7 protein-coding genes are annotated in these 13,894 nt (G+C 63.3%); 3 read left to right on the top strand and 4 right to left on the bottom strand.

Annotated features, from left to right (window positions below):
* Positions 1-23 precede the first annotated feature (23 nt).
* Both acmB and AAE027_RS34310 read left to right on the top strand, forming a co-directional pair.
* Complete coding sequence (gene acmB, locus AAE027_RS34305) at positions 24-1,217, top strand: methyl acetate hydrolase AcmB (protein WP_370989109.1); 1,194 nt, start codon at positions 24-26, stop codon at positions 1,215-1,217.
* Positions 1,218-1,418: 201 nt separating this feature from the next.
* Positions 1,419-3,389, top strand: a complete 1,971-nt coding sequence (locus tag AAE027_RS34310) for a sigma-54-dependent Fis family transcriptional regulator (RefSeq protein ID WP_370989110.1) — start codon at positions 1,419-1,421, stop codon at positions 3,387-3,389.
* Positions 3,390-3,576: 187 nt separating this feature from the next.
* Here AAE027_RS34310 and AAE027_RS34315 read toward each other — a convergent pair whose 3' ends face one another.
* Both AAE027_RS34315 and AAE027_RS34320 read right to left on the bottom strand, forming a co-directional pair.
* The gene (locus AAE027_RS34315) at positions 3,577-4,497 is read right to left on the bottom strand and encodes a hypothetical protein (RefSeq protein WP_370989111.1); all 921 of its coding nucleotides are present in this window, start codon (positions 4,495-4,497) and stop codon (positions 3,577-3,579) included.
* A gap of 97 nt (positions 4,498-4,594) precedes the next feature.
* The gene (locus AAE027_RS34320; RefSeq protein ID WP_479714259.1) at positions 4,595-7,459 is read right to left on the bottom strand and encodes a penicillin-binding protein 1A; all 2,865 of its coding nucleotides are present in this window, start codon (positions 7,457-7,459) and stop codon (positions 4,595-4,597) included.
* Positions 7,460-7,865: 406 nt separating this feature from the next.
* On the opposite strand from AAE027_RS34320, the gene AAE027_RS34325 reads away from it, so the two are divergent.
* Positions 7,866-8,231: a hypothetical protein gene (locus tag AAE027_RS34325; RefSeq protein ID WP_370989113.1), complete on the top strand. Its 366-nt coding sequence runs from the start codon at positions 7,866-7,868 to the stop codon at positions 8,229-8,231.
* A gap of 307 nt (positions 8,232-8,538) precedes the next feature.
* Here the strand turns inward: AAE027_RS34325 and AAE027_RS34330 are convergent, their stop codons facing one another.
* Positions 8,539-8,859 (bottom strand): hypothetical protein, encoded by a 321-nt coding sequence (locus AAE027_RS34330; RefSeq protein ID WP_370989114.1) that lies wholly within the window; start codon positions 8,857-8,859, stop codon positions 8,539-8,541.
* Between the two features lie 71 nt (positions 8,860-8,930).
* Positions 8,931-13,757, bottom strand: a complete 4,827-nt coding sequence (locus AAE027_RS34335; RefSeq protein ID WP_370989233.1) for an NAD-glutamate dehydrogenase — start codon at positions 13,755-13,757, stop codon at positions 8,931-8,933.
* Between the last annotated feature and the right edge of the window lie 137 nt (positions 13,758-13,894).

A 13,894-nucleotide genomic window follows, 5' to 3' on the forward strand; every position in this document is an offset into this window, starting at 1 on the left:
GCCAACACAGAACGGAGAAACATATGCGCAAGGAATTCACTGTCGACGCCGACGCAATCCTCAATGAGACCGTCGCGAACGGGAACGGTGTGCCGGGCGTCGTCGCCATGGTGACGGATCGCAACGGCAACATCTACGAAGGCGCCGCAGGCAAGCGTCGGACCGACAAGCCGGAGGCGATGACGACCGATTCGAGCTTCGCCATCTTCTCGACCACCAAGGCAATGACCGGCACCGCCGCACTTCAGCTGATCGAAGAGGGCCGGCTCGATCTCGATGCTCCCGCCAAGACATATGCGCCCGATCTCGGCAAGCTGCAGGTGATCGACGGCTTCGACGCCAAGGGCCAGCCCAGGCTGCGGGCGCCGAAGCGCGAGCTGACCACGCGCATGCTGCTGCTGCACATCGGCGGCTTCGGCTACGATTTCTTCAACGAAAACTATTTGCGCCTGGCGACCGAGCACGGACAGCCGAGCGTGATCACCTCGTCAAAGGCCTCACTCATGACGCCGCTACTGTTCGATCCCGGCTCGAAGTGGGAGTACGGAACGAACATCGATTGGGTGGGGCAGGTCGTCGAGGGCATTACCGGCAAACGGCTGGGCGAGGTCTTCGCCGAGCGCATCTTCAAGCCGCTCGGAATGGCGAACACGACGTTCGAGATCAACGATGCCGTCCGCAGCAAGCTCGCCGGCGTGCACGCCCGCAACGCCGACGGCTCGCTCGCGCCGATGGATTTCGAGTTGCCGGCGAGCCCCGAGGTCCATATGGGCGGCCACGGCCTCTACAGCACGGTCGGAGACTACATGCGGTTCATCCGGATGTGGTTGAACGACGGCAATGGCCCACACGGCCGCGTGCTGAAAGCGGAGACCGTGAAGATGGCGGAAAGGAACCACCTCGGCGATCTCAAGGTGACGGCGCTGCCGGGCGTGATCAAGTCGCTCTCCAACGATGCCGAGTTCTTCCCGGGACAATCGAAATCGTGGGCGTTCACGTTCATGGTCAATGACGAGGACGCACCGACGGGCCGCCCCGCGGGTGCGCTCGGCTGGGCGGGCCTGGCAAACCTGTTCTACTGGATCGACCGGCAGAATGGCTTCGGCGGCTACTGGGCAACCCAGATCCTGCCGTTCGGCGATCCGGATTCGTTCACCGGATATATGCGTTTCGAGACCGCGTTCTACGACGCCCTGCACCGGCGCAAGGCCGCGTAAGCGCGTTGTCAGGTTAGGGCATTCGGCGCGCCTTTCGGCTTCACGGCTTTCGCAGTGTGGTCGGAGGCGCGCCTAAGTTGCGCCCTGATCCGGTTGTCAGTTGCGTCTCGGCATGGAATGGTTTCAAAATCAGGCAATAAAGCTTGGGGTCCCCCAACAACAAGAAGATCTTGGACCGCTCAGCGCGTCAAAGGAGGAAGCGTGTTGGGGCAGACGCCAGAGGAAGCCTTTGCCAATCCAGGCATTGAACGCGCCGTCCTGACCAGCTGGGAGCGCTTCATGTCCGGGAGCGGCGCCGGCGGGCAGGTCGTTCGGCCCGCGATCAACGAGTCCTGGCGGCGGAGCCAACAATCGGCCGTGGACTATCGGCGCAGCCAGGCGCCTCTACCGATGAACGACGACCGGCTGCACCGCCTGCTCGACAAGCGCACCCGCCTGGTCCACGCCGGCGCTTCGACCATGGCGCTGGCGCGCGACTACATGCTCGAAACCGGCACGGTGATGGTGCTGACCGATGCCGATGGCATCGTGTTGCGCCTGGAAGGCGATACCAGGCTCGCGCTGCGCAATGCCGTGGAGAAGACGCATCTGTTGCCCGGCAGCAATTGGAGTGAGGCGACTTGCGGCACCAACGCGATCGGCACGGCGCTGCAGACCGGCCAGGCTATCCAGGTCCATGCCACCGAGCATTTCTGCTCCGGGATTCAGCGCTGGACCTGCTCGGCCTCCGTCATCCGCGATCCCATCGACGGCGCAGTCATCGGGGCCATCGACATTTCCGGGCTGTCCGATTCCTACGGGCGGCAGGCTCTCGCACTGGCGATCTCGGCGGCCGCGCGCATCGAGGCACATCTGCTTCAGATGGAGATGGACGCCCGCTACCGGCTTCTTGATCAGTGCTTCTGGATGGTGCCTGCCGCGGACCGCCACCACACGGTGCTGTTCGATAGTGCCGGGCGCCCGTTCAAGGCCAACGGCGAGATGGCGCAGATCATGCGCGACCTCGGCGCGCCACGGGGCCAGCCTGACTTTCCTCAGATCGGGACCAGCGATGACCGTCCCTGGGGTACGTCACGCCCGGCCTGGATCAAGGAGGAGTGGCTGCGGCCGGTGGTCTACCAGGGTGAACATCTCGGCACGGTCATGGTCGCGCCAAAGCCGGTGGCCGCGAGCAGGACGTGCCTGCCGCTTGCGCGCGAAGGGACGCATGCATTCGCAAGCGTCGTCCACGGCAATGCGAGGATGCATGCGGTGGTCGAGACGTGCCGTCGCGTCGCCGCGACCTCCGCGCCCGTCCTGCTCCTTGGTGAGACCGGCGTCGGCAAGGAGATATTTGCCCAAGGCATCCATGCGGCATCGCCTCGGCGCGAACGTCCCTTCGTCGTCGTCAATTGCGGCAGCGTCTCGCGCGAGCTGCTCGCCAGCGAGCTGTTCGGCTATGTGGAGGGTGCTTTCACCGGCGCGCGTCGCGGCGGCTCCGCTGGAAAGATCGAAGCCGCTTCAGGCGGAACTCTTTTCCTCGACGAGATCGGCGAATTGCCGCTCGACCTCCAGCCCATGTTGCTGCGGGCGCTGGAAAGCGGCGAGATCAACCGCATCGGCGAGACCACGACGCGCAGGGTGGACTTCAGGCTCGTCGCTGCAACGAACCGCGAGCTGCAAATCGAGGTCAATGAACGGCGCTTCCGCAAGGATCTCTACTACAGGCTGGCGGTGGTCCCGGTCGTCGTGCCTCCCTTGAAGGAGCGGCCGGATGACATTCCGATGCTGGTCGAACACTTCGTTGCTCAGGCAAGGACGCGCTATGGCCTCGGCGATCGCAGTTTCACGCCGCAGGCGCTTGCGCGCCTGCAAGGTTATGACTGGCCCGGTAACGTGCGCGAGCTGCGTAATCTGGTCGAAAGCCTGATGTTGACCGGGGACGGGGACGTGATCGAAGTTTCGAATCTGCCCGACGTCATCCCCCAGACGGAATTGCGTGCCGGAGACGACCAGGGCCTGTCGCTCGCCGAATCTTCCGAGCGCGATCTCATCGCGCGCACGCTGCGCTCATGCAACGGTCATGTGGCAGCCGCCGCGTCCGCGCTCGGTCTCGCCAAGAGCACCGTCTATGCCAAGCTGCGCCGCTACGGCATTCGTCCCGACCTGGGCTCCGCAAACGACCCCGCCTGAAGTCAGGGTCCGAACCGAGGCGTCGCGGGCCACGTCCGCCGTCGCTGTTCGCGAAAACGCGCCCGTAGCTCAGCCGGATAGGGCATCAGAGTCTTGCCGTGGCTCGGAGACTGTTTGCCAGTTCTTCGGAGTTTCTCAGATACCTGTCGACTGCAAACGCGATTTGTCGTTGCCGCACACGATCTACTCATTCCCGCTCCATCATGTTGGCGATCGCCTTGATGCGGCTTCTGGCGTATTTCGGCAGGCCGGCGCTCAGCGAATCGCCGCTGTTGAAGGAGCTCTTGCCCATGAGCAGTTGCGCGGGCACGAGGTTTCGCAGAACGGGTGTATTGCTGTATTCCCTTTGCTTGTTGAGCACGTCGTTCCTGACCGCAATCAGGATGTAGACCGTTGCGATGGCGGCTTCCCGCTCAGTCGGATGCTGTTGCAGAACCGCAAGCAGCTTGCCGAACTGGATGACCTGGTTCACCCAAAAGATGTTCTGCTCGAGCGCGCTGGTGACTGTGGAGTCGAGGCCTGTCAGGGTCGGCAGCTCGGCAAGGCGCGGCTGCGTGACCAACATGATCTCACTCAGGAACTCGATGAAATCCGGAATCGGCTTTTTGCTCTCCTCGCGCAGCTTGTTGGCAAGCTGAATGCCCGCCGGAATTTTCCCTTCGAACACGTAGCGGGACCGCACGCAGATCGCGTTCGCGTCCTCGCACCAGCGGCGATCCGGCGGACGGTTCTGCGCGGCGCCCGCGTCTTTGCCGGGAACATCATCGGCCGCCGTGATCGGCCAGTGCTTGACTGCCGGATCGATCTGCTCGAGGAACGCGACATTCGCATACCGCGCCAGATCCAATGCCGCTGCCGGTTTTGGAAGTCGAAACCGGGCCTCCGCCTGGTAGACCGAGAGCTTCAGCTTCGTTTGCTGATTGAGCGTGGGCTCAACGAAGCTCGGGAAGAGCGAGAGGAAGCGCCGCTGAACCGGACGTGAGCGGGCCCAATCGTCGAAAGGAATGAGCTCGGTCGAAGAATCGGCGAGTTTGTCGTTGCGTTGGTCCGCGAAGACGACGGTGCGCGGTTTGATCTGTGCGATCGGAATGCTGGCGACGGCGGGCACGTCCTCCAGCTGGAATTCCTGCGCGACCGCACCTGTGCAAGCGGCCACGCAGGCGGCGATGAGGACTGCGACACGGTGAAGTCTCATGGGTCAATGCTCAATTCAGGCGCCGCCAGAAATAATCGGGATCGACTCGGAGCGGCGGTCGCGGGAGGCGGTCCTCGTCATCGGGAGGTCCGCGCCAGGACGGATATTCGCGCGGACCAAGACGCCAGGTCGGGAATGGAAAGGGCAACCGGTTATCGCCGTAATGGCGGTTGTCGTAGGACCACTGCTGGAATGGCCCGTCGTCTTCGTCACGACCGCCACGATGGGCGTAGCTTTCTGCACGCGAGACGATCCGAAATTGCGTATCATCGATTCTACCCGACGGATCTCTCTTGAGATACTCGGTGAAAGCGCGGCCGGAGCCGGGCGGTGAAGGATCGCCGGTATGGGGATCGATCGACAGGGGAACGAGCTGACGCAGTGCTTCGCGCGAAGGGCCGTTCAATGCCATCTTGGGAGCGTGCAGCTCCCAGGCCGCCTGCACGATCGGCTCGAACATCGGCAGCGCCACTTTTGATCCGGTTTGGCCGCTGCCAAGGGAGCGGCGCCCGCCATCGCTGTTGTCGTAGCCGACCCAGATCGCGATGGTAACGTCATTTGTGAAGCCGACGAACCAGGCGTCGACCGCATTATCAGTGGTACCAGTCTTGCCGCCGACAAAGGGCGAAAGATGCTTCACCACACGCGCGGTTCCGCGCGCGAGCACGCCCTGCAGCATTGATTTCAACTGGTAAAACGATGCGCGGTCGGCCGAGCCGATCCAGTCCACCGCACGCGGATCGTGCCGGTAGATTGGTCGGCCGTCCTGTTCGATCGTTTCGATCGCATGGGGCCGGGGCCGGGCGCCCTCGTTGGCGATCGCTGCATAGAACGCCGCAAGGTCGATGAGCCGCACGGTTTGGGCACCGAGCACGAACGGGTAGTAGCGCATGCAGTCCTTGTAGAGCTGCGCTTCCATCGCTAGCTCGCAGACCCGGTCGAGGCCTCGCTCGGCACTGTCGTCGAGACCGGACGCGAGCAGTTGCACGGTGGCGAGATTGCGGGAGTTTTCCAGCGCACGCCGCAGTGTAATGGCACCCAGAGCGCCGCCGTCATAGTTCTTCGGCGACCAGAAATCGCCCCGGCGCGCGTGGACCGTCGCGCCGATCGGTGTCAGCGTAATGGGTTCGTCCATCACCAGCGTGTTGGGCTGCAATCCCTTGCGAAGGGCGGCGAGATAGGTCAGCGGCTTCAAGGTGGAGCCGGGTTGGCGCTGGCTCTGGACGACGCGGTTGAGCTGGCTTGCCGGATACGAAAAGCCGCCCGCCATCGCGAGAATGCGGCCGGTTTCGTTCCCGAGTACGAGTGCCGCTCCCTGCACGTTCGGTCGAATACGCAGATCGGCACGCGCCGCTTCCTTGCCCTTGGCTTCGCGCAGTTGCACGTAGACCACATCGTACGGCTTGAGGCCGCGCTGGATCGCGGCGCTCCAGGTGTTCAGCGGCAGGATTCTTCCGTCGGTCAGGCCGACGTTGATCGCGTGGCCACGCTTGCCACGCGCATTCTCCAGGACGACCGCCGAGTCCCAGTGAACGTCGTAGAGAGGTAGCCGTGTCGCCTTCAACGCCGCGAGCCAAGCCGGTTCCGTGGCCTTCAGGTCTGCCGCAATGCGACGGACGGCATCGGAAATGTTCGCCTCGGGTCCCTCAAATTTGTAGCGGCCGGTATTCAGCTCGTACCGCGCGAGGCCCTCCTGCAATGTCGCTTCGACTACGCGCTGCAAGGCCGAGTTGATGGTCGAGCGCACCGTGTAGGAGGCGTTGGTGAGAGTATCAAGGCCTGCGACTAACTTCGCCTCGCGGGCGATGTGATCGACGAAGTGAAAGCCGAAGTCCCGTCGCGTCGGCCGGTACTCCGCCAGCTGCGGCAATACTGCTTTCGCCGCGGCGTCGTCGATCATGGCGTCGTCCTGCATGCGGCCGAGCACGTAGGCAAGGCGCTCGCGCGCGCGCTCGGGGTGGTGGTCGGGGTTGAAGTAGTTCGGTCCCTTGGCGAGCCCGGCGAGGAGGGCGCCCTCGACGGCGGAGAGCGCCTTGGCCGGTTTGCCGAAATAGCTGCGCGCCGCCATCTCGATGCCCCAGGCTCCGCGACCGAGATAAATCGAGTTGAGATAGAGCTCGAGGATTTCCGCCTTGGTCAGGGCGCGCTCCATCCGCGAGGCAACGATCATTTCACGCAGTTTTCTTTCGTAAGTGATGTCGTTACCAACCAGCAGGTTCTTGGCGACCTGCTGCGTAATGGTCGAGCCTCCCTGCGGCCGGCCCGGGTGCGTGAAGTTGCCGATGAAGGCGCGGACCAGTCCGCGCTCGTCAATGCCGGCGTGTTGGAAGAAGCGCTTGTCCTCGGCGGCGATAAATGCGTTGCGTACCGCTTCCGGGATATCCGCAAGCTTGACCGAGATGCGGCGGTTGTTAGGCGCGTAAATCTCAGCAAGCTGCTCGCCCTTGTTGTCGAGGACTTCGCTGGTGCCAGAAAGCCTGAGGTGCTCAAGCTGCGCCGCGTCGGGCAGATCCTTGACCGCGCTGTTGTAGAAGGTGATGACCTGACCGAGATCGACCGGAGAGTCTTCCACGTTTTCGACCTTGCAGAACTGCCTATAGGCCACCTGGAGGTCGGCCAGATTCAGTCCTTTGAGCGCCTTGATCTCGCTGCTCAACGCCTCCTTGTCATCCATGGCAGTGGCAATCAGATCGTCCAGGTTGATGTCCTCGATGTCGAAAGCCTTGCGCATGTGGGCGCAGCCGGCACTCAAAAGCTCCGCCACCTCGAAGCGGTCGCGCACCGCATCGAACTCCGTCTTGATCCCATCCGGCCGGGTAGTGACCTGGCTGAAGGCAAGCGCCGTGGCGAAGATCTTGATGAGTATCGAGTCCATGACCGGCCGACGGTCGAAAAAGCCGCCTCCGCAAGGTCGTAGAACAATAACAAACAAGACTGTGTTGAGGAAAAAGTTCCTGAGGAGCCCGCCGCCCGCTTCTTCGGTCCTTCATGATTGCTCCGACTTGGCCTCGCCGCGGAACCAATGCCGAGGCCCGTGCGTTTTAGAAAGACCGAATTGGCAGCGCACTCATGAATGCCTCTCTTCCAGTCGTGCTTGCCGTGGCGCTCCTCAGCGCCGCCATCGCCACGATGCCTGCGGACGCTGCTCCTCGAAAAAGCACAGCCGGACACTTGCCGCAGTCTCCCCTGCAGCTAGCGTCGCTCAGCCACCCACGGACAGATTTTTGGCCTGCGACGTCCGGGTGCGGGATTATCTTCGCGAAGGCGGAGCGGTGACACGGGTGACCAAGATCGAAGTGGACGATGCCCGACTGCAGTTGAACATTCAGCATGAGTACGGGGAGGCGGGAAAGTCGTCTCGAAAATACCTCCGCGGGGACACTGAAGAAGAGATGCGCAAAAATCTGCGCGGAATATTGGATGAGTTCGCTGCGGCTGCGAAGGCGGCAACGGCTGGTCGCGCTTGGTATGTGGTCGCTGCTCGCAAGGTCATGCCGGACTCCCGCGACGGTTCGGGCGAGACCACGAGTCCGTGGACGGCCGTCGTCCTCGCGGATTTCGACGGAAAATGCAGACCTATCACGTTCTATCAGTCTGTCGACCGGACCAAGCTCGATCCTGAACTGAACAAGAAATTGGATGAGTGAAGCTTTGCGCCTGGATTGATTTGCAGTCGTAGCGACCGTGCCTGGCGGTAGGAGGCGCGGTGAGGTGCTCAACTGCCGTCGTCGCCGGTGAGTCTGCAGTATTGGCGACGAGGCGCGGCTTTCATCGCCTTTAGGACACGTTTGGGCAGCCATGCTAAAACGCTTTGGAAAGCAATAAGGCTGTTGCTGCCCAAACGTTTCTTTAGTCCACTGAAATCACTCGCTTCTGACCCGTCCCCAGGGAGCGCCATCTCTTTCGTTTGCAATCGCAAAAATCAAGCGCCGCCGTTGCAGCGCTTTGCGTGGCTTACCGGATCCTTGTCACCACGTCGGGTCGGTTCTTCTCGAGCCAGGCCACGGCCTCCGGTCCGTCGACGACGCACTCGAAGGTTTCCCAGGTCGGGTCCTCCAGGGATTCTGATTGCAGTCGCTTCGCCGCATACTCAACGAGGTCGTGCAGCCGTTCGTATCCACGTCGGCCCTCGAGGGAATCTGCAATCGCGGTACTGGCCCATCCTCGTTGGGCCAAGTCGATAATGCTCGGAGCGTCAGTCTCGCTGAACCAGGGTGTGGCATCGAACTCGATGCAGCGGACATTATCGGCTGTATGGCAAGTAGCGTGGATCATTGGATGCCTCCATTCGCCGGCTGACAACCTGCCCAGCATTGACCCTTTCACATCGCTGCCTCGCTACGCCCTCAGGCCTTGACCAAGTCCCCCAGCAGGTTCGCCGCCACCGTCAGCTTGGCGAGCGTCAGGCCGCTGGCAGCAATCTCCTCGACCGAGCTGCGGATGCGCGTCGCTTGGGGGTGAGCCGCGAGCCAGGTCTCGACGGCCTGCTGGCCGGACTGGCCGGTCGCCAGCATATCCGCGGCCAGTCTTCTTTCGGCGCCAGCGATCTGCTCAACGGCGCGATCGATGGCTATACGTTCGAAATAGTCGTTTGCCGGCACGTGGCGCGCGGCGGCGATGATGCGGTCGAGACGGAAATTCGCCTCGGCGGCAAAGAAGGTCGCGGCGGCGTCGCCAATGGGGCGGGTGGTGCGCTCGGCGACCGTCACGATATCGGGTGCCGAGACCAGGGCGTCGAGATCGGCGAGCTCGCCGGCAAGGCCGGCCGGGACGCCAGCGTCGGTCAGGTCCTGCCGACGCTTGGCGCGTGCGGCCTGCAAGTCCGGCGGCAGGGTAGTGTCGAGCGCGGCGACAATCTGGCGGATCGCCGGGCCGAAGCGCGCGACCACGGCCTCCAGCCCGCCCTTGAAATCGACATTGCGCACGTACCAGACCATGCGCGAGAGCAGGAGGTCCTGCACGGAAGCGTAGAGGGACAGCTGCACCTGCCCGTCGATGCAGGCGTCGAGTGCATCGATCGCATCATTGAGCCCCTTCAGACCGTAGCATTCATCGACCGCCACGTAGGCCATGACGATGGTCGGGATATCGGCGTCCGTCTCGTCGATCAGGCGTACGACACAGGCCGGGCCGCCGCGGTTGATCACCGCATTGGCGAGGCTGGTCGCGATGATCTCCCGCCGCAGACGATGCAGTTCGGCCGCTGTCGGGAACTTGTCCTGAATCTCGCGCGGAAAATACTGGGACAACTCGCGGGCAAGATAGGGATCATCGGGCACGCTGGTGACGAGCAGGTCATCGTAGAGGGTCAGTTTGGCGTAGGCGAGCAGCACCGCAAGCTCGGGCCGCGTCAGGGACTGGCCGCGCCGGGTGCGCTCGGTGAGCGCTGCGTCGTCGGGCAAGTACTCCACCGCGCGGCTGAGCAAGCCGCGCTGCTCGAGCGACTGTATCAGGCGGGCGAGGAAGCCGGCCTCGGCCACGCCCCTGCGCTCGGCGAGCGAGAGCGCCAGCGTCTGCAGATAGTTGTTGCGCAGCACCAGCGTACCGACTTCGTCGGTCATTGCGGCAAGCAGGCTGTTGCGGTCAGCGAAGCTGAGGCGTCCCTCGCGCTCGGGGCGCGCCAGCGCGATCTTGATATTGACCTCGACGTCGGACGTGTTCACGCCGGCCGAATTGTCGATAGCGTCGGTGTTGAGCTTGACGCCCTTCTGCGCCGCTTCAATGCGGCCACGCTGGGTGACGCCGAGGTTGGCGCCTTCGCCGATCACCCGCGCGCGCACGTCGCCACCCGCGACGCGGATCGGATCGTTGGCGCGGTCCCCAACCTGATCGTCGCTCTCCGCCGACGCGCGAATATAGGTGCCGATGCCGCCAAACCACAGCAAGTCCACGCGCGCTTTCAGGATTGCCGTCATCACCTCGAACGGCGTCGCCTGCGGTTTAGCGAGATCCAGCAGTGTGCGCACTTCCGGAGCGAGCGGGATCGCCTTGAGCGAGCGCGAGAACACGCCGCCGCCTTGCGAGATCAGCGACTTGTTGTAGTCCTGCCAACTCGACCGCGGCAGGTCGAACAGACGCTTACGCTCATGGAAGCTGATCGCCGGATCGGGCGAGGGATCGATGAAGATGTCGCGATGATCGAAAGCCGCGACGAGCCTCGTCGTCGGCGAGAGCAGCATGCCGTTGCCGAAGACGTCGCCGGACATGTCGCCGACGCCGGCAACGGTGAACGGCGTGGTCTGAATGTCGGTGCCGAGCTCGCGGAAGTGGCGCTTGACCGCCTCCCAGGCGCCGCGCGCCGTGATCCCCATCTTCTTGTGATCGTAACCCTGGCTGCCGCCGGATGCGAAGGCATCGCCGAGCCAATGGTTCTTCTCGGCCGAGATCGCGTTGGCGACGTCGGAGAAGGTGGCGGTGCCCTTGTCGGCGGCTACGACGAGATAGGGGTCGTCACCGTCATGCCGCACGGTCAGGTCGGGCGGCACCACGATGTCGCCGCCGAGATTGTCGGTGAGTTCGAGCAGCGAACGAACGAAGATGCGATAGGCTTCCGTGCCCTCCGCTAGCCACGCCTCGCGATCGGAGGGCGGTGGCAGGCGCTTGGGTACGAAGCCGCCTTTGGCCCCGACCGGCACGATCACGGCGTTCTTGACCTGCTGCGCTTTCACCAGGCCGAGGATTTCGGTGCGGAAATCCTGCGGCCGATCGGACCAGCGCAAGCCACCGCGCGCAACCTTGCCGAAGCGCAGGTGGATACCTTCGACACGAGGTGAATAGACGAAGATCTCGTAGAGAGGTCGTGGAGCGGGCAAGTCGTCGATCCGGCGCGCCTCGAACTTGAAGGAGATCACCGGACGCGGATGTCCATCCTCGCCGATCTGCCACAGATTGGTGCGAACGGTTGCCTGCACCAGATTGGTGAAGCGGCGCAGGATGCGGTCTTCGTCGAGCGAGGCGACGGATTTGAGCTGCTCCTCGATCTCGGCAAGGAGAGTTGCCTCGCGCGCTGAACGTTCGCGATCGGTAAGGATAAGATGCGGATCGCGGCTAACCTGGAACAGTGCGACGAGGTTGGCCGTGATCGCGGCGTTCTTGCGCAAGGTCTCCCACATATAGTCCTGGGTGAATGGGGCACGGATCTGGTGCAAATAGCGGGACAGCGCCCGGATGGTCGAGACTTCCCGCCAGCCCAGGGCCGTGCGCAGGATCAAGGCATTGTACCCGTCGGATTCGGCGCGGTCGGTGACCACTGCCATGATCGAGGCTTCTAGGCGATGGCTGAAGTCCGGGCTGATCTCGATCGGCTGGCCGTCGCTGGTGTCGATCGTCATGTCGTGCAGCCAGACCGGGGCGGGCCGGTTACCGGGCACGATCTGATAGGTGCGTTCGTTGACCACGCGCAGGCCGTGATTTTCGATCACCGGCACGCGGTAGGACAGCGACAGCGGTGCGGCGTCCGAGAAAACTTTGAGGCCGAAGCGCCTGGGATTGCCCTCGCCTCCGAAGCGGTGAACGGAAATCGTTACCGGGCGCGCCGGCGTGAGCTTCTCGATGGTCGCGATATCGGCGATCGCCTGTTCTGCCGTGAATACCTCGGTATAGCCGCCGCTAAAGGCCTGGGCATAGCGATTGGCGAGCATGCGTGCCCGCATGCCATCGGTCGACGCAGTGAGCGCGGCCTTCAGCTTGTCGGCCCAGGTCGCGGCAATGGCGCTGATTCCGGCTTCGAGCGCGGCGCGTTCGACGAGGGGAGTTTTGCCTTCATAGCGCCCGATGATGTAGTGGACGCGCGCAAGCGCCCCCTCAGGGAATGCTACGTAGGAGGCCGACAGGGTCCCCTTGTAGGCCTGCGCCAGGAAGGCGCCGACACGCGTGCGCACATTGGTGTCGTACTTGTCGCGTGGAATGAAGGTGAGGACGGATACGAAGCGATCAAACTTGTCGACGCGCGCCAGCGCCCGGACGCGGGGGCGCTCGTAGAGGATCAGGACCTCGATGACGAAATTGTTCAGAGTGTCGACGTCGATCTGGAATAGTTCGTCACGTGGATAGTCTTCGAGAATATGCATGAGCGCTTTGCCGGAATGGCCGCTCGGGTCGAAGCCCGCGCGCTGGAGCACCCCCGAAACTTTGTGGCGCACATAGGGGATCTGTCGTACCGAACGGGTATAGGCGCCGGAGGTGAAAAGGCCGACGACGCGCAGTTCGCCCTCGAGCCGACCGTCGGGCGTATAGAGCTTGATACCCACATAATCCATCCGGATGCGACGATGGACGCGGCTGGAGACATTGGCCTTGATGACGATCAGCAGCGTCGGCTCGCGCATGAACTCGCGAATTTCCGTCGTCATCACCACCATTTCCGTGCCGCGGCGCAGCACCTTCACGTCGGGATCGCGCAAGATGCCGAGGCCTTCGCCGGTTGTAATGTCGTCGGACGCATCGCTGTCGGACGAGAAGCGATATTCACGCACGCCGAGGAAGGTGAAATTGTCCGCGCAGAGCCATTGCAGGAACTGGCTTGCTTCGGCGACCTCGTCGATCGGCAGCGGCGGCGGATTGGAAGAGAAAGTTTTGATCGCTTCCTCGACGCGGTCGCGCATGGCGCGCCAGTCGGTGACGCAGGCGCGGACGTCGTTCAACGTGCTGGTGAGGCCCTCGATCAGCTTCTTGCGATCCGCATCGGCGTCCAGGCGAGTGATGTGGAGATGAATCAGGCTTTCGCGCGTGCCCTTTGCTCCCTCCGGCAGTGATTCGCCGTAGAAGCGCAGCAGCTTGCCCTGGTCATCGCGCTCCACGGCGATGATCGGATGAGCGACAAGGGTGACTTCGATGCCCTGCTCGATGAGCTCCGCCATGGTGGAGTCGAACAGGAAAGGCATGTTGTCGTTGAGAATTTCGAGCACGGAAATCTCGCGCCCGTCGGGCAGCACCGGATTGAAGACGCGGATATCGGCGCGGCCGGCCGTGCGCCGCTGCACGTGCTCCCAGGCTTGCTCCGCCAGGAGAGCAAGCGAGGCTGCATCGTAATTGGCGAGATCCTCGGCATTGGTGTAGCCGAACAGAGGCTCGGCAAAGGCCCGGGGGCTCTTGCCTGCTGGCACGCTGCCTGCTGCATCGCGGATCAGGGTTGCCCGGGCCTTGTCGTCACGCCACACCATCGTGTCCTCCATTTGCCGCGCCGTCCGACCGCTGCCGCGATCATCAGCTTGATTCTGGAGTGCATCTCTTCGAGCGCCGCGATCGAGTGCCACGCGAAAGTCTCGGTCTCGAAGCGTCGACGGCTTCCGGCAACATACTACGTTCCAAG

This window comes from Bradyrhizobium sp. DN3, from assembly GCF_041357655.1.
GTDB lineage: Bacteria > Pseudomonadota > Alphaproteobacteria > Rhizobiales > Xanthobacteraceae > Bradyrhizobium.

Bases quoted from the DNA above. Each gene is read 5' to 3' on its own strand.
- acmB (WP_370989109.1), top strand. From the start codon at position 24: ATGCGCAAGGAATTCACTGTCGACGCCGACGCAATCCTCAATGAGACC.
- AAE027_RS34320 (WP_479714259.1), bottom strand. From the start codon at position 7,459: ATGGACTCGATACTCATCAAGATCTTCGCCACGGCGCTTGCCTTCAGC.
- AAE027_RS34330 (WP_370989114.1), bottom strand. From the start codon at position 8,859: ATGATCCACGCTACTTGCCATACAGCCGATAATGTCCGCTGCATCGAG.
- AAE027_RS34335 (WP_370989233.1), bottom strand. From the start codon at position 13,757: ATGGAGGACACGATGGTGTGGCGTGACGACAAGGCCCGGGCAACCCTG.